This is a genomic window from Paraburkholderia sp. BL17N1 (assembly GCF_003634175.1).
GTDB lineage: Bacteria > Pseudomonadota > Gammaproteobacteria > Burkholderiales > Burkholderiaceae > Paraburkholderia.
The window spans coordinates 3,340,626-3,365,414 of record NZ_RBIW01000002.1; the positions used below are offsets into that span (position 1 = coordinate 3,340,626).

General features: G+C 64.1%; 24 protein-coding genes and 1 pseudogene. 11 read left to right on the plus strand and 14 right to left on the minus strand.

The window, feature by feature from the left end; all coding sequences use genetic code 11:
- Positions 1 to 131: 131 nt before the first annotated feature.
- Positions 132 to 1,175 (plus strand): rod shape-determining protein, encoded by a 1,044-nt coding sequence (locus B0G82_RS34890; protein WP_106278011.1) that lies wholly within the window; start codon positions 132 to 134, stop codon positions 1,173 to 1,175.
- 36 nt (positions 1,176 to 1,211) lie between these two features.
- On the opposite strand, the gene B0G82_RS34895 is transcribed toward B0G82_RS34890, so the two are convergent.
- The 9 genes from B0G82_RS34895 to atzF all read right to left on the minus strand — a co-directional run bounded on the left by B0G82_RS34895 (position 1,212) and on the right by atzF (position 10,464).
- A complete protein-coding gene (locus B0G82_RS34895) occupies positions 1,212 to 1,943 on the minus strand; it encodes a GntR family transcriptional regulator (RefSeq protein ID WP_121310558.1) in 732 nt (243 codons plus the stop codon).
- 35 nt (positions 1,944 to 1,978) lie between these two features.
- Entirely contained in the window at positions 1,979 to 2,374 is a 396-nt protein-coding gene (hpxZ, locus tag B0G82_RS34900; RefSeq protein ID WP_121310559.1) for an oxalurate catabolism protein HpxZ, read from the minus strand.
- On the minus strand, positions 2,365 to 3,060 hold the full coding sequence (locus tag B0G82_RS34905) for a cysteine hydrolase (RefSeq protein ID WP_121310560.1): 696 nt from the start codon (positions 3,058 to 3,060) through the stop codon (positions 2,365 to 2,367). Before B0G82_RS34905 ends, hpxZ begins: the two co-directional genes overlap by 10 nt.
- Positions 3,057 to 4,667 carry an ABC transporter ATP-binding protein gene (locus B0G82_RS34910; RefSeq protein ID WP_199730204.1) on the minus strand — a complete coding sequence of 537 codons (1,611 nt, stop codon included), beginning with the start codon at positions 4,665 to 4,667 and terminating at the stop codon, positions 3,057 to 3,059. Before B0G82_RS34910 ends, B0G82_RS34905 begins: the two co-directional genes overlap by 4 nt.
- Before the next feature lie 2 nt (positions 4,668 to 4,669).
- Positions 4,670 to 5,362 (minus strand): isochorismatase family cysteine hydrolase, encoded by a 693-nt coding sequence (locus tag B0G82_RS34915; protein WP_121310561.1) that lies wholly within the window; start codon positions 5,360 to 5,362, stop codon positions 4,670 to 4,672.
- Between the two features lie 61 nt (positions 5,363 to 5,423).
- The gene (locus B0G82_RS34920; protein ID WP_121310562.1) at positions 5,424 to 6,350 is read right to left on the minus strand and encodes an ABC transporter permease; all 927 of its coding nucleotides are present in this window, start codon (positions 6,348 to 6,350) and stop codon (positions 5,424 to 5,426) included.
- Positions 6,343 to 7,458, minus strand: coding sequence for an ABC transporter permease (locus B0G82_RS34925; RefSeq protein ID WP_116144896.1), 1,116 nt, complete (start codon positions 7,456 to 7,458; stop codon positions 6,343 to 6,345). Before B0G82_RS34925 ends, B0G82_RS34920 begins: the two co-directional genes overlap by 8 nt.
- A 40-nt stretch (positions 7,459 to 7,498) precedes the next feature.
- On the minus strand, positions 7,499 to 8,596 hold the full coding sequence (locus tag B0G82_RS34930) for a BMP family ABC transporter substrate-binding protein (protein WP_012427110.1): 1,098 nt from the start codon (positions 8,594 to 8,596) through the stop codon (positions 7,499 to 7,501).
- A gap of 23 nt (positions 8,597 to 8,619) precedes the next feature.
- A complete protein-coding gene (atzF, locus tag B0G82_RS34935) occupies positions 8,620 to 10,464 on the minus strand; it encodes an allophanate hydrolase (protein WP_121310563.1) in 1,845 nt (614 codons plus the stop codon).
- Between the two features lie 417 nt (positions 10,465 to 10,881).
- Here atzF and B0G82_RS34945 point away from each other — a divergent pair, with 417 nt between their 5' ends.
- A complete protein-coding gene (locus B0G82_RS34945) occupies positions 10,882 to 12,468 on the plus strand; it encodes a gamma-glutamyltransferase family protein (protein WP_121310564.1) in 1,587 nt (528 codons plus the stop codon).
- A gap of 39 nt (positions 12,469 to 12,507) precedes the next feature.
- On the opposite strand, the gene B0G82_RS34950 is transcribed toward B0G82_RS34945, so the two are convergent.
- The 3 genes from B0G82_RS34950 to B0G82_RS34960 are packed head-to-tail and all read right to left on the minus strand — an operon-like array spanning position 12,508 to position 14,803.
- Positions 12,508 to 13,098: a flavin reductase family protein gene (locus tag B0G82_RS34950; RefSeq protein ID WP_106278030.1), complete on the minus strand. Its 591-nt coding sequence runs from the start codon at positions 13,096 to 13,098 to the stop codon at positions 12,508 to 12,510.
- On the minus strand, positions 13,089 to 13,841 hold the full coding sequence (locus tag B0G82_RS34955) for a GntR family transcriptional regulator (RefSeq protein WP_116144901.1): 753 nt from the start codon (positions 13,839 to 13,841) through the stop codon (positions 13,089 to 13,091). Before B0G82_RS34955 ends, B0G82_RS34950 begins: the two co-directional genes overlap by 10 nt.
- Entirely contained in the window at positions 13,838 to 14,803 is a 966-nt protein-coding gene (locus tag B0G82_RS34960; RefSeq protein ID WP_121310565.1) for a polysaccharide deacetylase family protein, read from the minus strand. The genes B0G82_RS34955 and B0G82_RS34960 overlap by 4 nt, the downstream gene beginning before the upstream one ends.
- Before the next feature lie 317 nt (positions 14,804 to 15,120).
- On the opposite strand from B0G82_RS34960, the gene B0G82_RS34965 reads away from it, so the two are divergent.
- The 6 genes from B0G82_RS34965 (at position 15,121) to B0G82_RS34990 (ending at position 21,510) form a co-directional block, all read left to right on the plus strand.
- Entirely contained in the window at positions 15,121 to 16,179 is a 1,059-nt protein-coding gene (locus B0G82_RS34965) for an ABC transporter ATP-binding protein (protein ID WP_121310566.1), read from the plus strand.
- An 86-nt stretch (positions 16,180 to 16,265) separates the two neighbouring features.
- Positions 16,266 to 17,561, plus strand: a complete 1,296-nt coding sequence (locus tag B0G82_RS34970) for a PotD/PotF family extracellular solute-binding protein (protein WP_121310567.1) — start codon at positions 16,266 to 16,268, stop codon at positions 17,559 to 17,561.
- Between the two features lie 96 nt (positions 17,562 to 17,657).
- On the plus strand, positions 17,658 to 18,572 hold the full coding sequence (locus B0G82_RS34975; RefSeq protein WP_106278039.1) for an ABC transporter permease: 915 nt from the start codon (positions 17,658 to 17,660) through the stop codon (positions 18,570 to 18,572).
- 2 nt (positions 18,573 to 18,574) lie between these two features.
- On the plus strand, positions 18,575 to 19,480 hold the full coding sequence (locus tag B0G82_RS34980) for an ABC transporter permease (protein WP_116144911.1): 906 nt from the start codon (positions 18,575 to 18,577) through the stop codon (positions 19,478 to 19,480).
- Positions 19,481 to 19,620: 140 nt separating this feature from the next.
- Positions 19,621 to 20,898: an acyl-CoA dehydrogenase family protein gene (locus B0G82_RS34985; RefSeq protein WP_121310568.1), complete on the plus strand. Its 1,278-nt coding sequence runs from the start codon at positions 19,621 to 19,623 to the stop codon at positions 20,896 to 20,898.
- A 93-nt stretch (positions 20,899 to 20,991) separates the two neighbouring features.
- The gene (locus tag B0G82_RS34990; protein WP_106278045.1) at positions 20,992 to 21,510 is read left to right on the plus strand and encodes an SLATT domain-containing protein; all 519 of its coding nucleotides are present in this window, start codon (positions 20,992 to 20,994) and stop codon (positions 21,508 to 21,510) included.
- A gap of 65 nt (positions 21,511 to 21,575) precedes the next feature.
- On the opposite strand, the gene B0G82_RS34995 is transcribed toward B0G82_RS34990, so the two are convergent.
- The gene (locus tag B0G82_RS34995) at positions 21,576 to 22,280 is read right to left on the minus strand and encodes a YceH family protein (protein ID WP_121310569.1); all 705 of its coding nucleotides are present in this window, start codon (positions 22,278 to 22,280) and stop codon (positions 21,576 to 21,578) included.
- 207 nt (positions 22,281 to 22,487) lie between these two features.
- On the opposite strand from B0G82_RS34995, the gene B0G82_RS35000 reads away from it, so the two are divergent.
- From B0G82_RS35000 to B0G82_RS35010, 3 genes and pseudogenes are all read left to right on the plus strand, one after another.
- Entirely contained in the window at positions 22,488 to 23,060 is a 573-nt protein-coding gene (locus B0G82_RS35000) for a lipocalin family protein (RefSeq protein WP_121310570.1), read from the plus strand.
- 76 nt (positions 23,061 to 23,136) lie between these two features.
- Positions 23,137 to 23,715: an XRE family transcriptional regulator gene (locus B0G82_RS35005; RefSeq protein ID WP_121310571.1), complete on the plus strand. Its 579-nt coding sequence runs from the start codon at positions 23,137 to 23,139 to the stop codon at positions 23,713 to 23,715.
- Positions 23,716 to 23,723: 8 nt separating this feature from the next.
- A pseudogene (locus B0G82_RS35010) lies at positions 23,724 to 24,259 on the plus strand (GNAT family N-acetyltransferase).
- 11 nt (positions 24,260 to 24,270) lie between these two features.
- Here the strand turns inward: B0G82_RS35010 and B0G82_RS35015 are convergent.
- On the minus strand, positions 24,271 to 24,666 hold the full coding sequence (locus B0G82_RS35015; RefSeq protein ID WP_106278392.1) for a PaaI family thioesterase: 396 nt from the start codon (positions 24,664 to 24,666) through the stop codon (positions 24,271 to 24,273).
- Positions 24,667 to 24,789: the final 123 nt, after the last annotated feature.

Here is a 24,789-nt window from a genome sequence, read left to right on the forward strand (position 1 = left end):
ACCGCTAGACAGCCCGCGGACCCGAAACTGTTATTCTTGCGTCTCTCCCGACCGTCAACTGGTCGCCTGCCGCCTTCGGGCGGCACTCCAAGCGGCGCTTTGCGCCCGACTTCCGAGAGACAGGAATTTGCATGTTCGGTTTTCTGCGCGGCTATTTTTCCAATGACCTGGCCATCGACCTCGGCACGTCGAACACCCTGATTTACATGCGTGGCAAGGGCATCGTGCTGGACGAGCCCTCGGTGGTGTCGATTCGTCAGGAAGGCGGCCCGAATGGCAAGAAAATCATTCTGGCCGTCGGCAAGGAAGCAAAACAGATGCTCGGCAAGGTGCCGGGCAATATCGAGGCGATCCGCCCGATGAAGGACGGCGTGATCGCCGACTTCAACATCACCCAGCAGATGATCAAGCGCTTCATCCAGATGGCGCACGAGTCGCGTATGTTCGCGCCGTCGCCGCGCATCATCATCTGCGTACCTTGCGGTTCGACCCAGGTTGAGCGGCGCGCGATCAAGGAAGCCGCGCACAGCGCGGGCGCCTCGCAGGTCTATCTGATCGAGGAGCCGATGGCCGCGGCCACCGGTGCGGGCTTGCCGGTGTCCGATCCGACCGGCTCGATGGTGGTCGATATCGGCGGCGGCACGACCGAAGTGGGCGTGATCTCGCTCGGCGGCATCGTCTATAAAGGCTCGGTGCGCGTGGGCGGCGACAAGTTCGACGACGCGATCGTCAACTACATTCGCCGCAACTACGGCATGCTGATCGGCGAGCAAACCGCCGAAGCGATCAAGAAGGAAATCGGCTCCGCGTTTCCGGGCTCCGAGGTCAAGGAGATGGAAGTCAAAGGCCGCAATATGTCCGAAGGCATTCCGCGGAGCTTCACGGTGTCCAGCAACGAGATTCTCGAAGCGCTGACCGATCCGCTCAACCAGATCGTCTCGGCCGTGAAGATCGCGCTGGAACAGACGCCGCCGGAACTGGGCGCCGACATCGCCGAGCGCGGCATCATGCTGGCAGGCGGCGGTGCGCTGCTGCGCGATCTCGACCGGTTGCTCGCCGAGGAAACCGGCTTGCCGGTGTTCGTCGCCGAAGCGCCGCTTACTTGCGTGGTGCGCGGCTCGGGTATGGCGCTCGAACGCATCGACAAATTCGGCGGTGCGTTTTCTTACGACTGAGCCTGGCTTGCCAGTGAAAGCTCGACAAGCTGCCGCTCAGGAAACGAACGGCAGCTTGCTATCGCGCGCCGCGGCTAGCATCGACAGCGTGATCTTGCGCACTTCCAGCTTGCTCTGCGTGATATGCGCGCGCAGCAGAATGATCGCCTCGGTCAGGCGGTTGCGTTCGATCAGGTTGAGCATGGTGGAGTGCTCGTCGTAAGTCGCGCTGGTGCGGTGCGGCTTCAGAAAATCGAGCCGCCGCACGATGCGGATGCGCTCGGTCACTTCGTTATGCACGCGCAGCATTTCCGCGTTGCCGGTGGCGGCGACGAGTTGCCGGTGAAAGTTTTCGTCCATGCCGAACATTTTCACCGGATCGCTCTCGCGCGACTCGGGCGCCACGCACCAGATCGCCTTCAATGCCTCGACGGCCGCATGCGCGACGTCACCACCCGCGCCCACCCGCTCCACCGCCGCGACTTCTAGCACAATGCGCAAATCGTAGAGCTGATCGAGTTGATCGAAGTTGATCGGCGCCACTTTCCAGCCGCGCCGGAAGCCGACTTCCAGATAGCCTTCGCGCTGCAGACGGAACAGGCCGTCGCGCATCGGCGTACGTGACACGCCGTAGTGCTGCGCGATGCCGTTTTCGGAAAAGCGGTCGCCGGGAAACAGGCGAAAGCTGAAGATATCGGTCTTGAGCTGCTGGTACACCTGCTCGGCAAGCGGATTAGCCGCAGCCGGCGCGGCAGGTGTCTCCAGCAGATTCGTCGGGTCGTCGTTCATGATGCCAGGGTCCCTTTTTTCTTATTATCGGTGTTTCATGGGCTGGCCGGCGAATGGATGAGACTCACGTGCGCGGCGACGATTTTCCAGCCTTCCTCGGGATTGAGTCTCGCCCAGGTCTGCATCTGGCGGCCGAGCAGATGCGTCGTGTCGCTGGTGAACTCGGTGCTCACGGTGGCGAAGTCCGTGCCGAAGGTCGTCACCACGGTTCGGTGCAGCTTGCGCGACTTCGCCACCGGCTCGCAGCGCTCGCGCCACGCGCGGATCGCCTCGCCGCCATGCTGAATTTCGGCGATGCCGTAGCGCACCGTTTCCGGCGTGTGCCAGAACAGCGCGTTCATGGCCGCGACATCGTTATCGACCAGCGCGCGCTCGTACTCGATGAACGCCGCATGCACCTGTGCAACGATTTCGGGCTGATTTACTTCCATGCTCGGGTCGTCCCGTCAATTTCGATCAACGAAGAAAAAGGCGCGGTCCAGCCGACAATGCCGCCTTGCGAGCGCACCATGTCGAGCGTCGCCTGTTTGAAGGCGGGGAAATAGCTCGCGGTGGCGTCTTCGATCAGCAGGCTGTCGTAGCCGCGGTCGTTGGCTTCGCGCATCGACGTTTGCACGCACACTTCGGTGGTCACGCCGGCGAACACCAGATGCGTGACACCGCGTATGGCGAGCTCCTCGCCGAGGCGGGTCGCATGGAACGCGCCTTTGCCGGGTTTGTCGATCACCAGTTCGCCGGCCAGCGGCGCGAGCGGTTCGATGATCGCATTGCCGGGCTCGCCGCGAATCAGGATGCGGCCCATCGGCCCGGCGTCGCCGATGCGCGCATTCGGCGCGCCGCGCAGACGTTTGGCCGGCGGACAGTCGGACAGATCCGGAGCGTGCGATTCACGCGTATGCACGACGAACCATCCCTGCTTGCGTGCGAAGGCCAGCAACGCGGCCACGGTCGGCACGATGTCCGCGAGCAGCGAGACGTCGTTGCCGAGCGATTCGCCGAAGCCGCCCGGCTCGATGAAGTCGCGCTGCATGTCGATCACGATCAGCGCGGTTTTCGCGGAGTCGAAGCTGAACGGGCCGGGTTGGGCGTCGATGGTCAGCGTGTTAGTCGATGTCATCCGATGGCTTCCCTAAGTTTTTCGGCGGGCACGGCGGGTTGCGTGGGCGTGTCGCCGTGGCCGGCCATATGCTGGCCGAGCACGGTGCGATCCGCGCGTGCCGCCGGGGTTTCGTACACCAGCTCGCCCTCGGCGATCACCATGATGCGGTCCGCGAGTTCGAGCAGTTCGTCGAGGTCTTCGCTGACCAGCAGCACGGCCGCGCCCGCGTCGCGCGCGGCCATCAGACGCGCATGGATATCGGCCACGGATGCGAAGTCGAGACCGAACACGGGATTCGCGACGATCAGCACATCCACCGGTTGCCCGAGTTCGCGCGCCAGCACGGCACGCTGCACATTGCCGCCCGACAGCGTGCCGATCGCGCGCTCGGGTACGGGCGGCCGCACATTGAATTCGCCGATCAACTGCGTAGCGCGCTCGCGCATGGCACGGCGATCGAGCCACCAGCCGCCGCGCCGCAACGGCTCGCGGTCGAAGTCGCGCAGCGCGAGATTCTGCGCCACGCTCATGGCGCCGACGCAGGCGTTTTTCAGCGGCTCTTCGGGGATCGCGAAGACGCGCCGTTGCGTCATCTGCTCGCGGGTCGCCTGGTACGGCTTGCCGGCGACCTGCATGTCGCCGGTCTTCACGCGACGCTGGCCGACTAGCGCCTCCACGAGTTCCTTCTGACCGTTACCGGAGACGCCCGCGAGCCCAAGAATTTCTCCCGCGCGCACGGACAGCGTCGCGTGCTTCACTGCCGTGTGGCCTCGATCGTCTTCCACGGATACGTCGCGTAGTGCAAGGCGCACCTGGGCCGATTCATCGAGCGGTTTGCGCCGGACGCGCTCCTCCGTCACTGCGGCCATGACCGGCGCGTCGCTCGCTGCCACCGTGCCCATCATCCATGCGGCGAGTTCATCGCGGCTCGTATTCGCCACCGCGCTGGTGCCGACCTGGCGCCCCTTGCGCAACACGGTGACGTCGTCCGCGTAGGCCATCACTTCGCGGAACTTGTGCGTGATCATCAGCACGGTCAGTTCACCGCGCGTGGTCAGGTCGCGCATCAGGCCGAGCACTTCGTCGGCTTCCTGCGGCGTCAGCACGGACGTTGGTTCGTCGAGTATCAGGAAGCGCTGTTGCAAGTAGAGTTGCTTGAGGATTTCGAGCTTCTGCTTTTCACCCGCGGCAAGCGCCGCGACCGGCGCATCGAGCGGCAGGCGGAACGGCATGCGCTGCATGAATGCCACTAGCGCGGCACGTTCCGCTTTCCAGTCGATTTTCCACGGCATCTGTCCGCGCGCGAGCAGCAGATTTTCTTCGACAGACAAACCCGACGCCAGCGTGAAATGCTGATAGACCATGCCAATACCGAGCGCTTGCGCGTCGCGCGGCGAATGGATGTGCGCCTCGCGGCCGTCGGCGGCGATCTGTCCGTCGTCGAGCACGCCGTAGCCGACCAGTCCCTTCACGAGCGTGCTCTTGCCCGCGCCGTTTTCGCCGAGCAATGCGTGGATCGTGCCGGCCTTCACCTTGATCGAGACATCGTCCAGCGCGCGAAACGCGCCGAACGATTTGCACGCATGCATGACTTCGACACCGAGAGCTTGCCGTACGGTCGACATGATCATCCACCTAGCGTTAGCAGCAAAGCGCCGGAGTCCGACACCGTGCCGAACACGCCGCCTTGCATCGTGATCATGTGCAAGGCGGCGTCGTGATTGCTTTTGTCGGTTGCGCCGCAGCAGTCGGCGAGCACCGTGCATTCGAAGCCGCGGTCGTTGGCTTCGCGCATGGTCGTGTGCACGCAGACATCGGTCGTGATGCCGGTCAGAATCAGATTCTCGATGCCGCGCGTGCGCAGGATCAGTTCGAGATCGGTCGCGCAGAACGAGCCTTTGCCGGGCTTGTCGATCACGATCTCGCCCGCGAGCGGCTTCAGTTCGTCGATGATGTCCCAGCCCGGTTCACCACGCACGAGGATCTTGCCGCACGGACCATCGTCGCCGATGCCCACGCCGTTGGTGCCTGCGCGGCGGCTGCGCCAGCGCTTGTTGGCGGGCAGATCGGAGAGGTCGGGACGGTGGCCTTCACGCGTGTGAATGATCGTGAAGCCCTGCTCGCGCATGGTCTTCAGCACGCGTTTGATCGGCTCGATCGGCGCGCGCGTGAGCGAGAGGTCGTAGCCCATCTTGTCGACATAGCCGCCGTGGCCGCAGAAGTCCGTCTGCATGTCGATGATCACGAGCGCGGTGTTCTCAGGGCGCAGATTGCCGTCGTACGGCCACGGGTAGGGTCTCGCTTCGATGAATCGGGTCATGGTCTGGGTGTCCTGGTTTGGGTTCCTGAATATCGGCAAGGTCCGCGAATGGGAGCGCGTGTCAGCGCGTCAGGCTCAGCTCGCCAGGCGCGCCCGCCAGCGTGCGGTCCGGACGGCAATTGATGATCATGATCACGAGCGTGAGCACATATGGCGCGGCGTTATAGAGGTAATAGCCACTCGTCACGCCGATCGCCTGCAACGCCGGACCGAGCGCGCCCGCCGCGCCGAACAGCAAGGCGGCCCACAGACACCGCAATGGCTGCCAGCGCGCGAAGATCACCAGCGCAACCGCCATCAGCCCTTGGCCGCTGGAGAGCCCCTCATTCCAGCTGCCGGGATACACCAGCGACAGATAGGCACCGCCGACGCCCGCAAAAACACCGCCCACCGCGGTCGCCGCGATACGCACACGCGTGAGCGGATAGCCCATCGCCCGCGCCGTTTCCGCGTGATCGCCGACGAGCCGCAGCACCATGCCCCAGCGCGTATTGCGCAAGCCCCATTGCAGAACGAAGGCGAGCGCCACGCCGATCACGAACAGCAGATTCAGATGCAGCGCGTTATGCAATTGCGGCGACGAACTCCACGCGCCGAGGTCGATGAACGGCAGCATCGGCGCTTGTGGTTCGATAAACGGTTTGCCGAGATAGAACGCAAGCCCGGTGCCGAGCAGCATCAACGCGATACCGAAGGCGATATCCGATACGCGCGGCAACGAACACACGAGACCGTGCAGACAGCCGAGCAGCAAACCGACCAAACCCGCCGCAAGCACGCCGATCCACGGCGAGCCGCTCAGAAACGCGCCGGCGTAACCGCTCATCGCGCCGGACACGAGAATGCCTTCCAGGCCGAGATTCACGCGGCCGCCCTTCTCGGTCAGACACTCGCCGAGACTGACGAACAGATAAGGCGTGCTGACGCGGATCGCTCCCGCGAACAGCGACAGCAACAGAATGACGATGGGCGAGTGCATATCAGGCATGGGTCTGCTCCAGTTGCACGGGAAGACCGGTTTGCGCAATGGCCTGCAACTTCACACGCCATGCGGCGATGCGCCCGCCAAGCGCTTCCCACGCGAGCAGGTTGGCGAACAGCAGGCCTTGCAGAACGAGCGTGGTGGCGTCGGGCAGATCGAGGCGCCGTTGCAGCAAACTGCCGCTCGCCTCGATGCCGCCGATCATCAGCGCGCACGCGATGATCGCGAGCGGATTCTGGCGCGCCGCGAAGGCGACGAGAATGCCCGCGTAGCCGTAGCCCGCGAGCAGCGACGCGTTCGCGCTGCCCTGCACCGCAGCGACTTCGAACATGCCGCCGAGGCCCGCCGCAGCGCCGCCGAGCACGCACGCCGTCAGCGCGAGCACATTGACCGGCAAGCCGACCAGACGCGCGGCGCGATTGCTGCCGCCCACCACGCGCATCGCAAAGCCTTTGGTGCTGAACTTCACGAACACCCACGCCGCGATGCATGCGACGACGCCCCAGAACAGCCCCCAATGCGTCTCGAGTCCAGGAATCGAGCCGATCATCATCGCGTCGGGCACCGGCAGCGTTGATGGTTTGTTGAGACTCGCGGGATCGCGCAGCGGCCCTTCCACGAGATGCTTGAATACCGCGATCGCGATATACGACATCAATAGACTGCTGATGGTCTCGTTGACGCCGCGCCATTGCCGCAACGCGCCGACCGCGCCGATCCAGACGCCGCCGGCGAGCATGCCCGCGAGCGCCATCAGCGGTGTGGCGATCAGCCAGGGCGTGTTATGCGGCAGCATCTGCGGAACGATGGCGGCGCACATGCCGCCGAGTGCGAGTGCGCCCTCGCCGCCGATCACGATCAAGCCGACTTGTGCGGGCAAGGCGACGCACAACGCGGTCAGCATCAACGGCGCGGCGCGCAGCAAGGTGCTCTGCCACGCGAACGAGGAACCGAATGCGCCCTGAAAAATCAGCGCGATCGCGTCGGGCGCCGGCTGACCTTGCACCAGCAGGAACAGCGAGAACAGCAGCAAGGTGCCGAGCACCGCCAGCACGGTCGGCAGCGCGGGCAGGAGCGAGAGCATCACTCTCGCGGCAGAGGCATTGGGGCGCATCACGGCTCCTTGATTGAAGCAAACATCGCCGTCACCGGAATCAGATCTGGCCGACGACGCCCGCGACCAGATAGTTCATGCTCTCCAGCGTGTAGTCGGTCTGACTGTGACTCGCGCCCGAGGCGATCGCCGTGCCGCCCTTGTTGTCCTTCATCGGACCTTTGAAGATCACGAAATTGCCGGCCACCATGCTGCTTCTGATCGAGTCGGCGTTCTGCTTCGCCGCGGCCGTCACTTTCGCGCCATACGGCGACATCTTCACGAAGCCTTCTTTCAGGCCGCCGCGCAATACGTTGGGCTGTGGCGTGCCGGCTTGCGCGCCCGTCACCAGTTGCTTGTACGGCGTCGCCCAGTCCCATTCCGCACCGGTCAGATATCCCTTGGGTGCAAGTGCGGCCTGGCTCGCGTGATAACCGCAACTCATCGCGCCGCGTTTTTCCGCTGTCTCCACCACGACCTTCGGACCGTCGACGTGACAGGTCAGCACGTCGCAGCCCTGATCGACGAGACTGTTGGTGGCTTCGGCTTCCTTGACCGGCATCGACCAGTCGCCCGTGAAAATCACCTGCGTGGTGATCGACGGATCGACCGACTGCGCGCCGAGCGTGAACGAATTGATATTGCGCAGCACCTGCGGAATCGGCTTGGCCGCGACGAAGCCGAGCTTCTTGCTCTTCGTCATATGGCCGGCGACCACGCCGTTCAGGTACTGGCACTCGTCGATATAGCCGAAGTAGCTGGTGATGTTCGAGGGGTTGCCCTGCTTCCACAAACCGCCGCAGTGAGCGAATCGCACCTTCGGATACTTCGCCGCCATCTTCAGCACGTGCGGGTCGAAGTAGCCGAACGACGTCGCGAAGATGAGCGTCGCGCCGTCCTGTTCGATCATCGCTTCCATGGTCTTCTGCACGGCGATGGTCTCGGGCACGTTCTCTTCTTCCACCACCTTCACGTCCGGCATTTTCTTGATCACCGCGGCCGCTTGTGCCTGCGCCTGGTTGTAGCCGTAGTCGCCGCGCGCGCCGACGTAGATCACGCCGACGGTGGTCTTCGGCGCGGCGAACACCGACTGGATGGGCAGAATATTGCCGAGCGTCAACAGGCTGGCGCTCTTGATGAAATGGCGGCGGCTGGTCATGGTGTCCAATTCCTGATCGAAGGTTAAAGAGCGTTGGCCTGAGGGTTGGCTTGCGGCTTTGGCTTGAGGCTGGCCAGATACGCAAGCCACCCGCCGAACGAGGTGATATCGAGTGCGCCGCTGTCGTCGCTCACGGCGGACGGCTCGCAGATGAAGCCCTTCACGCTGTGCCCGTCGGCGAGTTGCAACGTGCCGATGCCGAGCGGCGCGGGCACGTCGACGACAAATTGGCCGAAGGTACGCAGCGGCACTTCCCAGAGTTCGACGGCGATCGGCCGGCCTTGCTGTTCCGTTGAACGCACGAGGCCGGGCTTCGGCGGCTGGGTGTTGGCGAGCGCATAGAGCTTGTAGCCTGGTGCGGTGTGCGTCGCTTTCACGAAACGCGCGCCGGCTTGCTGGAGTTGCCAGTTCAACGGCTGGCCGCGCAGATGCGCGCCGACCACCGCGAGGGTGAGGGTGGGCTCCTGAAACGGTAACGGCTGGATGAGCGCGGTTGTTGTTGCGGCCTCCGCGGTTTCGGCGCGATTCGCGAACAACGCCTGAATCCGTGCGCCCAATTCGGCGAGGCGCCGGTCCGCGCCGCTCGGCGCGATCAGCGTCACGCCGGCCGGCAAGCCGTCGCTGCGCCGTTGACACGGCACGGCCAGCGCGCATAGATCCAGCAGGTTGACGAAGTTGGTGTAGTAGCCAAGCTGACTGTTCAATTCGACGGGATTGGCCTGCACGTCGGCGATTAGCGGATGCGTCGGCGTGGTGGGGACGATCAGGACGTCGATCGTTTCGAACAGTGCTTCGGCGTGACGCTTCAGGTTCGCTAGCGCGTACTGACCGCTAAAGGCATCGGCGGCGCTGAACTGCTCGGCCTTGCCGATCACTTTGGCCACGACTGCGTCGATCGCCTGGTGATGGGTTTTGAAGAACGTGCCGAGTGCCGCGCGCCGTTCCGCGACCCACGGGCCGTCGTAGAGCAAGGCGGAGACGGCTTTGAGCGGCTCGAAGTCGATTGCTTGCGTGGGCAGATGCAGATGCGTCGTGAGCGCGTCGAGCGCTTGTGAAAACGCCTGGCTCGCTATTGCGTCGCCATAGAACTCCAACCGCTCCGGCACGCCGATCCGTGGAGCCGAACGCAACAAGCCGAGAGCCGGCACCTTGCGCGAGTAGCCGTCGAGCGAATCGAAACAGGCGATCTCGGTGAGCACGCGCCAGGCATCGTCGACGTCGTGTGCGAACACGGAGATCGTATCGAGGCTTCGGCACGCGGGCACCACGCCACGTTTGCTGACCAGCCCCAGCGAAGGTTTCAGACCGGCCAGCCCATTGAATCCGGCCGGCACGCGGCCGGAACCCGCAGTGTCGGTGCCGAGCGAAAACGCCACACAACCGGTAGCCACCGCGACCGCCGAGCCGGAACTCGATCCGCCCGACACGCGCAGCGGCGACTCGCCGTGCCGCACGGCGCCATACGGCGAACGCGTGCCGACGAGGCCGGTGGCGAACTGATCGAGATTGGTCTTGCCGATCAGGATGGCGCCGGCATCGACGAGCCGCTGCACGGCGAACGCCGACGTGTCCGCCGTGTAGGCGAAAGAGTCGCAAGCGGCCGTGGTCGGCAAGCCGGCGACGTCGATGTTGTCCTTGACCGCGAACGGCACGCCGAACAGCGGCATGTGCTCGAACACCGCGCTGCCTTGGGCGTCGTATAACGCTTCGAGTGCCTTCGCGCGAGCCTGCAAATCGGCTGCCGGCACGCGCAGAATCCAGACTTCCGGGCGGTCGATTTCGTCGATTCGCGCCAGCGCCGATGATACGGCTTCAGTCGGCGTCAGGCTCCCCGCAGCGTATGCCGCGAGCAGACCCTTGACCGTCATGGGTGAAGAAATAGGCACCTGTTTTTCCTTGAGTTCAATCTTGAATACAAGTTTGGACTCAAATTAGCAGGAGCTATGCCAAGTGTTGATTCAGCCTCGACAAATCGCTTCGAAGCCATGCTGGGCGGGGTTCTTCCGTCCGTGCTGATGCGCGCGAAGCGTCGCGGAAAACGCCCCGCCCCGCGCTGCCCGTGGTGCAGCGCTCACCAACTCGGGGCTCACGCGCCCTGGATTCGCGCCGACGCGCGCTTCGGCAACGCGGGCTGCGATGCCGGGGCAACCACGAACGCTCGCGCCATCTCATGCGCTGTCGCTCATCGGCGCGCGCGGCAGCGACCGCGCGTTGCTTCGCCTCGCGCGCGATCTACGATCTATACTCGCGACACGTTTTCGCGAACCCTCAGTAGCGGAGCATCGATGCACGATCCACAACCCGCCGTCGCGCGAGGCGGCATGGTCACCAGTCCACATGCGTTAGCCAGCGAGGCCGGCCGCGACGTCCTGCGCGCGGGCGGCAATGCCATCGAAGCCGCCATCGCGATCGGCGCCGCGCTGTGCGTGACGTACCCGCATTTCACCGGCCTTGGCGGCGACGCCTTCTGGGTCATCGGCGACCGGCAAGGGACGTTGCGCACGCTATCGGGCATCGGCCAGGCCGCGGCGCAACTGCCCGCGTTCGACGGTGCGATTCCCTTGCGCGGCCCGGCTTCTGCAATTACCACCGCCGCGACAGTCGATACATGGCATCAGGCTTACGAAATCAGCCAAAGCGTTTGGGGCGGCGAGCGGTCGTGGTCGTCGCTGTTCGACCGTGCACTCGAACTTGCCGCCGACGGCTTTCCCGTCACACCGTCGCAGCATTTCTGGCAAACCCTGCGCGCCGGCGAATTGCAGGCGTTGCCCGGCTTCGCGGCGACCTTCGCGCCGCGCGGCCACATTCCCGCGATCGACGCGCGCTTCACTCAACCGGCGTTAGCAAAGAGCCTCGACCGTATTGCGCGTTTCGGCGCGCGTGAGTTCTATGAAGGCGACTTGGCTGAGCGGATCGCCAGTGGTCTCCGGCAAGCCGGTTCGCCACTCAGTGCGAGCGACCTGGCCCGCACGCATGCGCGCAACGAAGCACCGCTGCGGGTCGCCTATCGCGGCGGCGAACTGGTGAGTTTGCGGCCGCCCACGCAAGGCGTCACGACCTTGCAGATCATGGGCACGCTAGAACGTTTCGATCTTGCCGCAATTCCAGAAGGCAGCGCCGACTACTATCACCTGCTCGTGGAAGCGGTGAAATGCGCGTTCATGGATCGTGACCGCTTCGTCTGCGATCCGGAGTTCAACCTCGTGCCGGTCGACGAGATGCTTTCACCCGCCACGCTCGACGCCCACGCCCGCTCGATCCATCCGCATAAAGCGCGCGCATGGCCGCATGTTTTCCGTCCGGGCGATACGGTGTTCATCGGCGCGACGGATCGCGAAGGCCGCAGCGTGAGCGTGCTGCAAACGGTCTACTTCGACTGGGGCAGCGGCGTGGTGGCGGGCGATACCGGCATTCTGTGGCACAACCGCGGCGCGTCGTTCAGCACGAACCCGGCACATCACAATGCCGTGCAGCCGGGCAAGCGGCCTTTCCATACGCTCAATCCCGGCATGTATGTGAAGGACGGCCGGCCGCAACTGCTGTTCGGCACGCAAGGCGCGGACGGTCAGCCGCAAACGCTGGCGGCGATTCTCACGCGGCTGATCGACTACGGCATGGACCCGCTGACCGCCCTCGCCCGTCCGCGGTTTCTGCTCGGCAAGACGTTCTCCGACACGCGCGACGCGCTGAAACTCGAAGCGGACGCCGGCGCCGACGTATTCGCGACGCTCGCCGCACGCGGACATGAAGTGAGCGCGATTGCGGCGCAAAGTCCGTTGGCGGGGCATCCGGGCGTGATCCGCATCGAGGCGGACGGCTCGGCCGCCGGTGCGCACGATCCTCGCAGCGACGGCCGGGCGCTCGCCGTGTAATGCGACGTGACGCGCGGTTACGTGATGGACGCCGGGACCTCACCCGAGGGTGAAGCGGTCCCGCGTCGTCACATAGTCGCTCGCGCCGAAGCGGCCCACCGGGAAATAATGCTGCAGCCGGACACGCCACGTTTGCGTATCGATCAACTCGTCCCGCGCGTGCAGCCGATGCACACGTCCAATGAAAATCTGCCGGCTCGTCGTCTCCAGCGTCTCCCATGTCGTGCACTCGAACGCGACGGGCGCTTCGGCGATGCGCGGCGGCTTGACGTGCGAACTCGGCACCGGCGTCAAACCCACTTCGGCGAGTTCGCTCACGTTCGGCGGCAGTCTTTCGCCGCAGCGGTGCATTTTTTCCGCGATGGCTTCGTCCGCGAGATGCACCACGAACTCGCCGGTGCGCACGATGTTCACCGCCGTATCCTTGAGCGTGCCGTCGGCCACGCGGTTGACGCTGATCATCACGATCGGCGGCTCCTCGCCGAGCATGTTGAACATCGAGAACGGCGCCGCGTTGATCGTGCCGTCGGCGCCGAGCGTGGTGACGAGCGCGATCGGGCGCGGCACGATCAGGCTCGCCATCAGCTTGTAACGCTGGTATTCGGTGATCGCTTCGAAATCTATTTCCATGTCGGCGCCTGGTCGGGAGTGACGGATGCGGTGATGCCGAGCAACTGGCCGAGGCTCTTTTCGCCGCGCATCCGCGAGGTTTCGATCCGTTCTTCGAGGTCGCGCAAATGCGCTTCCATATGCGCCATCGCGCCTGCCGCATCGCGCGCCTCGATGCAGTCGACGATCGCCGCGTGCTCCGCGTGTTCGCACGGCGCATGCCCTGGCGGCTCATACACGCCGACAATCAACGAGCAGCGCGAGACCAGTTCCTTCAGATAGTTTTGCAGGATCGAATTACCGGCCAGCGCGGCGATACGCATATGAAAGCCGCTGGCGAGCGTCGCCCAGGAAGGCTGATCGAAGCGATGCATCGCCTCATGTTCGCTCGCGAGCTGTTGACGCAATGCCTTGATGTCCTTGGCGTTCGCGCGCTGCACGGCCAGCTCGACCAGCATGCGCTCGACGGAGCGGCGCGCTTCGAAGATCTCGCGCGTTTCCTCGGGCGTGGGTTCGGCAATCACCGCGCCCTTGTTCGGCCGCAAGACGACAATGCCGTCATACGCGAGCTTTTCCAGCACGCGCCGCACCACCGCCCGGCCCACGCCGAACAGTTGGCACAACTCGGGCTCCGGCAGCTTCGTACCCGGCGTCAGACGATGATTCAGCACGCCGTCGAAGATCGACTGGTAGATACGTGTGTCGAGATCGGCGTCGTCTTTCAGAGGCTTTTTCGCGGTGGCCGCGCCGGCTTTCGCGTTCATGCGATGACCGGGCGCACCACGCCGTCCCGTTCCAGCACGTCCATATGATCCGCAATGGCGCCCGGCGTGGTGATCCACACGTCGCCGCGGGCGCGCGCCGCGGCGATATGTTCAAGCGCGCGGCGCAGATGCCGCAGGCGATACGGCTGCCCCACCAGATACGGATGCAACGCGATGCCCATCACGAGCGACTGCGGCTGCGCGCCGCGATTGGCCTGTTCGAGCATCTCGTCGAACTGATCGATGACCATATCGGCGAACGCGCGGCCATCCATATGGCGGCCTACCATCATCGGCAGATCGTTGAGTTCCTGCGGATAGGGAATCGACCAGAGCGGCGCACCGCGTGTGGCCATCCGCACGGGACGGTCGTCGTGACACCAGTTCAGCGTGTAGCGGTAGCCAGTCTCCGCGAGCAGATCGGGCGTGAGATGCGACTCGGAAATCCACGGCGACAGCCAGCCTTGCGGCGCGCTGCCGGACACTTCAGCGATCCGTTCGCGGCAATGCAGAAGCAGCTCGCGTTCTCCGGCTTCGTCGAGGTCGCTCTGGCGGTGCGCGTTCGTATGGCCGTGGCCAATCAGTTCGTCACCGCGCGCCACGCAGGCCGCGATCAACTCCGGGCAATGATCGTAGAGCGCGGTGTTGATGAGCGTGCCCGCGGGTAGCTCGAGTTGATCGAACAGTTCGATGCAGCGCCACGCGCCGACGCGATTGCCGTACTCGCGCCAGCTATGGTTCAGCACATCCGGTTGCGGCGAGATCGGACCGAGCGCGGCGCCCAGCCCTTCGCCAAAGGCAAAGTGTTCGATGTTGAAACCCAGATAGACCGCGAGCCCGCTGCCGCCGGGCCAGCGGTACGCGTCGCTGTCGGTGATCGGGCGATACGCGAAGCGGCCATGCGTGGCAAGCAATTGACGCGCGCGACTCGCTGCGGCGGCCATGTTCCGTATGTCGTTCATTTGAAGAAGCCGTGGGTGAGAAAAAGCGCCGCGCCGCGTGAGCGCATGAACCGGAATGGCCGGTTCATGCCCCGCGACGGACCCGGCACGCACCGCGATCGCGCAAAAGAATCGTTGGAATCGCTAACGATCGACGCTGCGGATCGTTTGCAATATGTGAGCCAACTCGTAGACGTTAAGCACACCGGCGCGTCGGCAATCAATCAGCTACCGCAATGCGAACGATGGCACATGTCTTGCGTTTGCCTGGTCTCGTTCAGGCGCCGCGTTGCTTTCCGCGTCCCTCGCTTCATCGTCGCTCACGAGGACACCCCTTCATGATTCAGCCTGCTTCAACGGTGCTCGAAACCAAAGCCGCCGATATCGAACTGGTGCACGTGTCGAAGCAATACGGCGACTCGCTTGCCGTCGACGCGATCGATCTGCGCATCGACGGTGGCCAGTACTGCTGTCTGCTCGGGCCGTCGGGATGCGGCAAGACCTCGACCTTGCGCATGATCGCCGGTCATGAATCGGTCACCGACGGTGACATTCTGATCGCCGGCCGCAACGTCACGCGCGCCGAACCCGCTGCGCGCGGCACAGCCATGGTGTTCCAGAACTACGCGCTGTTTCCGCATCTAAGCGCGCTCGACAACGTGGCGTTCAGCCTGAAGATGCGCGGCGTCGCCAAGGACGCGCGACGCAAACGCGCCGCCGAATTGCTCGAACTGGTCGCCATGTCGGCGTACGCGGAACGCAAACCGGCTCAGTTATCCGGCGGCCAGCAGCAACGGGTCGCGCTTGCCCGCGCGTTGCTGAATCAGCCGGGCTGCCTGTTGCTCGACGAACCGCTCTCCGCGCTGGACCCGTTCCTGCGTGTGCAGATGCGCGCCGAGCTCAAGCGCTGGCAGAAAGAACTCGGCATTACCTTCGTGCACGTCACGCATTCGCAGGAAGAAGCGATGGCGCTGGCCGATCTCGTGGTGGTGATGAGCCATGGACGTATCGAGCAAAGCGGCACGCCGCATGAAGTGTTCAACCGTCCGCGCACCGAATTCGTGGCGCGCTTTCTCGGCGGTCACAACGTCTTCAATACCAATGGCCGCGCGTTTACCGTGCGCGCCGATCATCTGCGTGTTGTGCCACATGGCATTACGCCGGTGCAGAACGCGAGCGGCGACAACGGCATGACGCGCATCGGCGGCGTGCCCTGCACCGTGCGTGAAGCTGAATATCAAGGCACGCATCTGCGCGTGACGCTCGACCCGCTCGACGGTTCGCCCGAACTCGTCTCGCTCGTCAGCGACGGCGATTACGACCCGGCGCGGCTCGGCCCCGAGGCGCGTGTGGTGGTCTGGTGGGAAGAGCGGGACGCGCATCCGCTTGCGGCGTGAGTATCGAACCGCATCGTCCAGACGTGGCTGCAACTTCGAACAAGCGGTAACCAAGCGTCAATCGAACGTCAACTGAGGAGAAAGCAATGAGTGAAGCGAACGAAAGCCCGGCAGCGGCCGCAACCGATGTGAAGGAAAAAGGCCTGTCGCGCCGCACGTTCATCAAGGGCGCGGTGGCGGCGGCCGGCATTGCCGGTTTTCCGTACGTGCACGCGCAGGAAAAAATCACGTTGCGCTACCTCGGCACGGCGGTCAATCAGAGCGCCGACATCGCGAAGAAGTTCAAGGAAGACACCGGCATCGAAATTCAATACGTGCCGGTGACCACTGACGACGTCGCCAAGCGCATCATCACCCAGCCTAACTCATTCGACATTGTCGACACCGAATACTTCGCGCTCAAGAAGCTGATTCCGGCCGGCACGCTGGCCGGCATGGACGCGAAGCGTATCAAGCTGGCCGACAAGATCACGCCGGTGCTCACGCGCGGCGAAGTGAACGGCAAGAAGATCGGCGATCAAGGCACCGCGCCGAAGAAGGTGATGTTCCTCACCGGCCCGCGCTCGACGGAATTCTCCGCCACGCCGACCGAATGGATGACGCTGATTCCCACCACCTACAACGCGGATACGCTCGGCATTCGGCCCGACCTGATCAAGCGGCCCATCGACAGTTGGGCGGAACTGCTGAATCCGCAGTTCAAGGGCAAGGCGGCGCTGCTGAACATTCCCGCGATCGGCATCATGGATTCGGCCATGGCGATCGAGGCGATGGGTCACGTGAAATACGGCGACAAAGGCAACATGACCAAGGCCGAGATCGACCAGACCATCAAGATTCTGATCGAAGCAAAACGCGCCGGCCAGTTTCGCGCGTTCTGGAAGGACTTCAACGAGAGCGTGAACCTGATGGCGTCGGGCGAAGTGGTGATCCAGTCGATGTGGTCGCCGGCGGTCACGAAAGTCCGCACCATGGGCGTCGCCTGCAAGTTTCAGCCGCTCAAGGAAGGCTATCGTTCGTGGGCGTCGGGCTTCGGTTTCCCGCGTTCGCTGCAAGGTAAGAAGCTCGACGCCGCCTATGAGTTCGTCAACTGGTTCCAGGACGGCTGGGCCGGTGCATATCTGATGCGTCAGGGCTATTACTCGGGCGTGCTGGAAACCGCGAAAGCGCACATGCAGCCGTATGAGTGGGACTACTGGATCGAAGGCAAACCGGCCGCGCAGGACATCAAGGCGCCGGACGGCCAGTTGCTCGAAAAAGCCGGCACCGTGCGCGACGGCGGCTCGTACAACCAGCGCATGGGCGCGATTGCCTGCTGGAACGCGGTGATGGACGAGAACATCTATATGGTCCAGAAGTGGAACGAGTTCATCGCGGCCTGATCGCGGCCGTGGTTCGCCATGGCAGCCGGCACGCGACACGCCGGCTGTCACCACCTGTCCGAATGAACGCATAGTCCATTCCTTAGAAATACGCCCATGGCAACGATCGACCTTCCCTCGCACGCGCAGGACGAGCCCGTCAAACATCGCCGCGCGCCGGCGTGGTTGCAGGCGACGCCGCTCTCGCTGACCTTCCTGCTGTTTTTCATCGTGCCGCTGGTCATCACGCTGATCGTCAGTTTCTGGGACTTCAACGAATATCAGATCATTCCCGCATTCACGCTGAAAAACTACGCGGCGATCTTCAACGGCTGTTCGTCGCTCACGGACGTTTGCGTCACCTTCAAGACCTACTGGTCGACGCTCAAGTTCTGCGCGATCGTGTGGACAGTAACCCTGCTGCTGGGTTTTTCGATCGCTTACTTTCTCGCGTTCCATGTGCGCACCACGAGCATGCAGACCGTGCTGTTTCTCGTCTGCACGATTCCGTTCTGGACCTCGAACGTGATCCGCATGATTTCGTGGATGCCGCTGCTCGGGCGCAACGGTCTCGTCAATCAGGCGCTGCTCGGCGCGCATCTGATCGACCAGCCGCTGGAATGGCTGCTGTATTCGAACTTTTCGGTGGTGCTCGCTTTCGTTCACCTCTACACGTTCTTCATGATCGTGCCGATCTTCAACGCGATGATGCGCATCGACCGCTCGCTCCTCGAAGCCGCGCGCGACGCCGGCGCGAGCGGCTGGCAAGTGGTGCGAGACGTGGTCCTGCCGCTGTCGAAAACCGGCATCGTGATCGGCTCGATCTTCGTCATCACGATCGTGATGGGCGATTTCCTGACCGTCGGCGTAATGGGCGGCCAGCAGATCGCGTCGGTGGGCAAGATCATTCAGGTGCAAACCGGCTACCTGCAATTTCCCGCCGCGGCGGCCAACGCGATCATGCTGCTCGCCGTGGTGCTGATGATCGTGTGGGGTTTGACGCGGGTGGTCGACATCCGCAAGGAGTTGTGAAGATGCAGGCCATTCGCGTCAAACATCGTGAGCGCCGTCCGGCGAGTTTCTATTGGCTCGCGCTGCTGTTCGGCCTGTTCGTGTTGTTTCTTTATGGTCCTGTGATCACGATTTTCATTCTGTCGTTTCAAGGCCCCGAAGGCGGCCTCACGTTTCCAATGCGCGGTGTGTCGCTGCACTGGTTCGCCATGTTGCGCGATGGTGTGGGCGATGTCGATATCTGGGGTGCGTTCGGACGTTCCGTGCGGCTAGCGTTGGCAGTCACGGTGCTGACGGTGCTCTTTTCCGTCGCAGCGGGTCTCGCGTTTCGCAGAAAATTTCGCGGCGATACCGCGGTGTTCTATGTCTCCGTGGCCAGTCTCATCATGCCGTCCATTATCGTTTCGCTCGGCATCGGCTTGACGTTCCGCCTGCTGGATAACGGCGTGAAGTACTTCGCCACCGCGTGGGGCTATCAGTCTTTCGCCGACAGCTATACCACCTCGATGGGCCTGTTCACCTCGGCGCTCGGCGCGCATCTGACGTGGACGCTGCCGTTCGGTCTGCTCGTCATGTTCGCGGTGTTCAACCGCTTCAATCCCGCATACGAAGAAGCCTCGCGCGATCTGGGCGCCACCCCATGGCAAAGCTTCCGGCATGTGGTGCTGCCGATCATCGGTCCGTCGGTGGTGGGCGTCGCGATGTTCGGCTTCACGCTCTCCTGGGACGAAATTGCCCGCACCTCGCAGGCGATCGGCGACCAGAACACCTTGCCGCTCGAGCTTCAGGGTCTCACCACATCGGTGACCACGCCGGTGATCTACGCGCTGGGCACCATGACGACGCTGTTGTCGCTGACCGTGATGGGCGTGTGCCTGCTTGCCGTGCGCATACTCGCGCGCAGGCGCGTAGCGGCCGGACTGAAATAAGCCGCGCGCCTATCGCGGCGCGCGCCACTACCATTTCACTCCTGCTGCTAAGAATCGGCCAAATACTTCGTTGCTAGCGCCCTGCCGCGTCCCTTAACGTTCTCTGATTGCGCCTTGCGCGCACCCGTTTCGGAGAACCCATGTCCGCAGTTCAAGCAACGAATCCCGATCACAGCATCGCCGACGCCGCGCAACTCTTCGGCGACCACCCGCTGACCCGGCGCTTCGCGCCGGTTTTCGCGCGTATCGCCGAGGGCGCGATCGAGCGCGAGCAGCATCGCGAACTCGCTTACGCGCCCGTCGAGTGGCTGCGCGAAGCCGGCTACACCAGGCTGCGCGTGCCCAAACAATACGGCGGCGAAGGCATCTCGCTCGCGCAGTTCTTCGCACTGGTTACGCGACTTGGCGAAGCGGATTCGAATCTGCCGCAAATCCTGCGCGTGCATGGCGGCTTTATCGAATCCCTGCTGGAACAAGGCGACGACTCGCTGCGTGACCGTTGGCTCACACGTGTCGCGCAAGGTCAGATTGTCGGCGGCGCGGTGTCGGAGCGCACCGGTGTCACCAACAACAGCGTGCGTCTCACGCAAACCGGTGGCGCCTGGCATCTCGATGACGAGAAGTACTACACCACCGGCACGCTCTACGCGGATTGGGTCGACGTGACCGCGCATGACGGCCAGAGCGACGTGCGCGTGCTCGTCAAAGCCGACACGCCGGGCCTCGAACGTATCGACGATTGGGACGGTTTCGGGCAACGGCTCACGGGCAGCGGCACGGCGCGCTTCACTCGCGTGGCGGTTTCGCCCCACAATCTCTATCGCCGTTATAACGCCTCCGAGCCGCGTCGCAACAGTCTGCTGACGGCTTACTACCAGGCGCTGCATGTCGCGAACCTCGCGGGCATCAGCCGCGCGGCGTTGCGCGACGCGGTCGCGTTCACCCAAGGCAAAACGCGCACGTTCGGTGTGCCGGGCGAATCGAGTCCACGCCACAATCCGCTCGTGCATCGCGTGGTCGGGCGGCTGGCGAGTCTGGCTTACTCGACGCAGAGCATCAGCGCGTCGCTCGCGCGTGCCATCGACGAGGTTTCGGTCGCGCGACAGGAGGGCCGCACCAACGAACAGACTTACATCAACCTCGATATCCAGACCTTCCAGGCGCAACAGATCGTCATCGAGCAGACGTTGCAGGCGGCGACGCTGCTGTTCGAAGTGGGCGGCGCATCGGCGACCAGCGAGACGCGCCGTTTCGATCGCTACTGGCGCAATGCCCGCGTGCTGGCGTCGCACAATCCCGCGATCATTCGCGAGGCCGCAATCGGTGATTTTTACCTGAACGGCAACGCACACAACGAGCGCTTCGGCGTGGCGCGAGAAGCGGTGCCGGCAACCGAAGCGGCCACGGCAACAGCATAGGACCGCTGTCGCGCGGGCCGCCGGCTTCGTGTGGCACAGTATCGTCAGGCGCATGCGCTAAGCTTGCGCAACCGAACAGCCCTGACGAGCGACATGAAGAACCTGCCTGCCTACGAGCCGCCGGTCGACGAGAACCAGCTTTTGCTGAAATGGATCCGGCGCGCGCGCGAATCCCAGATGAGCCACTACGACATGGCCGACCTGCTGTCGGCGCGCGACCGCAAGGTGGGCTGGCTCGTGACCGCCTTGACCGCTTTCGTGGGCACGGCGGTGTTCGCATCGCTGAATCTGTCGGCGGTTTCGCCGGGACTCAGGATTTTCGTCGGCCTCGTGAGCGTGACGGCCGCGGTCTCGGCCGCGTTGCAGACGTTCCTGCGCTACGCCGAGCGCGCCGAAAAGCATCGCGCGGCCGGCGCGCGCTATGGCGCGGTGCGCCGCAGGCTCGAAGCAATTTTCGCGGGCGATGCCGATGCGCGTGACGGCCATTACCTCACGGCAATTCGCGATGAACTCGACCGGCTGGCCGAAGATTCGCCCAACGTGCCGCCGCGCGTTTTCTACCGGACGCAGCGGACGCTGTCCACGGATGCGCAGCGTAAGCGCGGCGACTAATGCCGTGACTTCAACGGGTCGCGGAGACCAGCGGCGTCATCGGCCGTTCGCGCTCTTCCGCGGCGTCATTCGCCCGCGGTGAGATCCCCCGCATCGATGCCCAACTCCGCCGCCATGCGCCGGACCACGATCTGCAGGCGGCTCACTTCATCCGCAAGCCGCTTCTGTTCGGCCTTGAGCGCCTCGAACGCGGACAGCGGCACCGAGTCGTCTTCATCGCCCGGCTGCGCCAACTCGCTCGCGCTCACTTCACCGCATAGCAGATGCGTCCAGCGGTTCTCGCGCTCGCCCGGCGTGCGCGCGAGTTTGACGACCCGTGGCGGGTCGTTGGCCGCCAGTTCGTCGAGAAACGCTACGACCGACGAGATATCCGCGAAGCCATGCAGACGCGCGCTGTTCAGGCGCAATTCAGCCGCGGTTTGCGGGCCGCGCAGCAGCAAGGTGGTCAGCAGCGCCGCCGACTGGCTCGGCAGCCCCAGCACGCGATTCATGTTGTGCTCGAAGCGCGGCACGCGGCTGCTGCTGCCTTCCATCACGAGGCTGAGCCGCTTCAGGCCGTCGACGGCGGTCAGCACCTCGGCTTCGGTGGCGTTCATGACAGGCGCGCGGCCGGTTTTCTGGTTGCAACCCAACGTCAGCGCGTTGAGCGAAAGCGGATAGCTGTCCGGCACCGTGTGCTGCTTTTCGACGAGCACGCCAAGCACGCGTCCTTCGAGCAGGGTCAACTCGCGGATCGAGGGACGGGAAGAAGCGTCGGGAGTGGAATTCATAAGTGATGTCGCGGCAAAAGCCGCCGGGTCTCGTGGATGAGGTGCCTTACCGTTGCGCAGCCGGACGGCGTTTTCTGGTTTGTGGGCACTATGATAAACGGCCCAGGGCGCGCAAGTGTGCGAATCTCGGCGGCATCGTGGCGCGCGCGGCGTCGCCTGGCATGTCGCGTGCTGCCACAGGAAGTCCTTCATTCATGGAGTCAGTCAATGGCCCTACGCCGACAATCGGTACTGCGCGCGAGCGCCCTTTCACTTGCGCTTGGCGCAGTGTGCCTGCTCGGCGCCTGCGCATTCAGCCCTGCCGGCAAGAGCGGCAACGCGCACGTGCCGCAGCCCGCCAAGCCGGTCGATCTGAACCGCTACCTCGGCCGATGGTACGAACTGGCGCGCTACGAAAACGGCTTCGAGCGCGATTGCGAAGCCGTCACCGCCGACTACGCCACGCGCGACGACGGCCTCATCGACGTCACCAACAGTTGTCATAAGGGCGGCGTGAACGGAGCGCTCGACGTGTCGAAGGGCCGCGCGAAAGTGGTCGCAGGTTCGGAGGATGCCAGGTTGAAGGTGTCGTTCTTCGGACCGTTCTTCGTCGGCAACTACTGGGTGCTGGATCACGCGGACGACTATAGCTGGTCGATCGTCGGCGAGCCGAGCGGCCGTTATCTGTGGATTCTTACGCGTGAGGCCATTCCTGCTGCCAGCGTGAAGGACGCGCTGATCGAGCGGGTTCGCGCGCTCGGCTACGACACGTCGATGCTGCGCATGACCCGGCACGAGTAAGCCGGCGCGCTGCCACGGTCAAGACGCCGCTTTTTTCCAATTGACGAGTTTCCATATTCGAGATAATTTCCCGAATATGGAAACCACACTCTCACCCTCGGACGACAACGCCATCGACCGCCGCATCGCCCAACGGCTGCGGGCCTTGCGCGCCGAGCGCAACTGGTCGCTCGACGATCTCGCCAAACTCAGCGGCGTCAGCCGCGCGACCTTGTCACGCCTCGAAAACGCCGCAGTCAGCCCGACCGCCAGCGTGCTCGGCAAGCTCTGCGTGGCCTACGGCCTGCCGATGTCGCGCCTCATGCACATGGTCGAGGAAGACTTTGCGCCGCTCGTGCCGCGCGCCGCCCAGCCGCTCTGGACCGACGCCAGCGTCGGCTTCCGGCGGCGCTCCGTCTCGCCGCCCGCGCAAGCGCTGAGCGGCGAGGCGCTCGAATGCGAACTCGACGCGGGCGCGCGCATCACTTACGACGCGTCGCCGCGGCCCGGGCTCGAACATCATCTGATTTTGCTCGACGGGCAACTGCAAATCACCGTCGACGGCCAGCGCCACGACCTGCAACCGGGCGACTGCCTGCGCTATCAACTGTTCGGCGCCAGCGCATTCGTGACGCCCGCGCACAGCGGCGCCCGCTACCTTCTGTTCATCGTGTGAGCCGGAGCATGAGCCAGACCACCATCAGCACCATCAGCACCTTCACCGCCGACGACCTCCTGCGTCACCTTCCCGAACTCGGCGCACTGCTGCGTGCGTGCGTGCATGACGGCGCCAGCGTCGGCTTCGTCATGCCGTGCGATGTCGAGGAAAGTGAAGGGTTCTGGCGCGGCAAAGTACTGCCTTCGATGCGTGCCGGCGGCCTGGTGCTGTTGGTGGCGCGTCAAGGCGAAACGATTGCCGGCACCGTGCAACTCGATTACGACACGATGCCGAACCAGCGGCATCGCGCCGAGGTGCGCAAGCTGCTGGTTCATCCTGGATTTCGCCGCCAGGGCATCGCGCGGGCGCTGATGACGGAGCTCGAACGCCATGCGTCTGCACTGCAACGCAACCTGCTCACGCTCGACACCCGCACCGGCGACCACGCGGAGCCGCTTTATACCGAACTGGGTTATCGAACCGCGGGCGTGATCCCAGGATACGCGCGCGGCACGCACACCCATGAGTTCGTGCGACCACCATCATGTTCAAGGCGCTATGAGCGGTTGCCTCTCAAGCCGGCCGTGAATACTTGAAGGTGCCCTGGGCGCTGGCGATCAGCAGCTTACCGTCCACCCAGGCCTCGCCGCGAGAGAAGAAAATCGAGCGCCCAGCGCGCTCCAGAAACCCCTTTGCGGTGACGGACTCGCCGAGTCCCTTGTCGAGATAGTTGGTGGTCAGCGAGAGCGTGAAAGCATGCCGCGCCGGTGCGCCGCTTTCCGCAAAGATTCCCGCATAGCCCGCCGCCGCATCGAGCAGCGTCGCGATCGCGCCGCCTTGCAGCACGCCCTGACGATTGAGCTTGCTCGCATCGATCGGCATGAGCAGTTCGGCGTAGCCGTCGCGCCATTGCGTGAGACGAACGCCGAGCGATTCGAGAAACGGGTTGTCGATGGGAAAATCGGACATGGGTGGGCCTTTGTGTTCCAGATAAGAAATGCGCCGCGCGGATGGCGCGCGGCCGATCATCGGTGCAGTCAGCATACCCGGTCCATGGCGACCCACCATTCAGGATGGAATCAGAACCCCGCC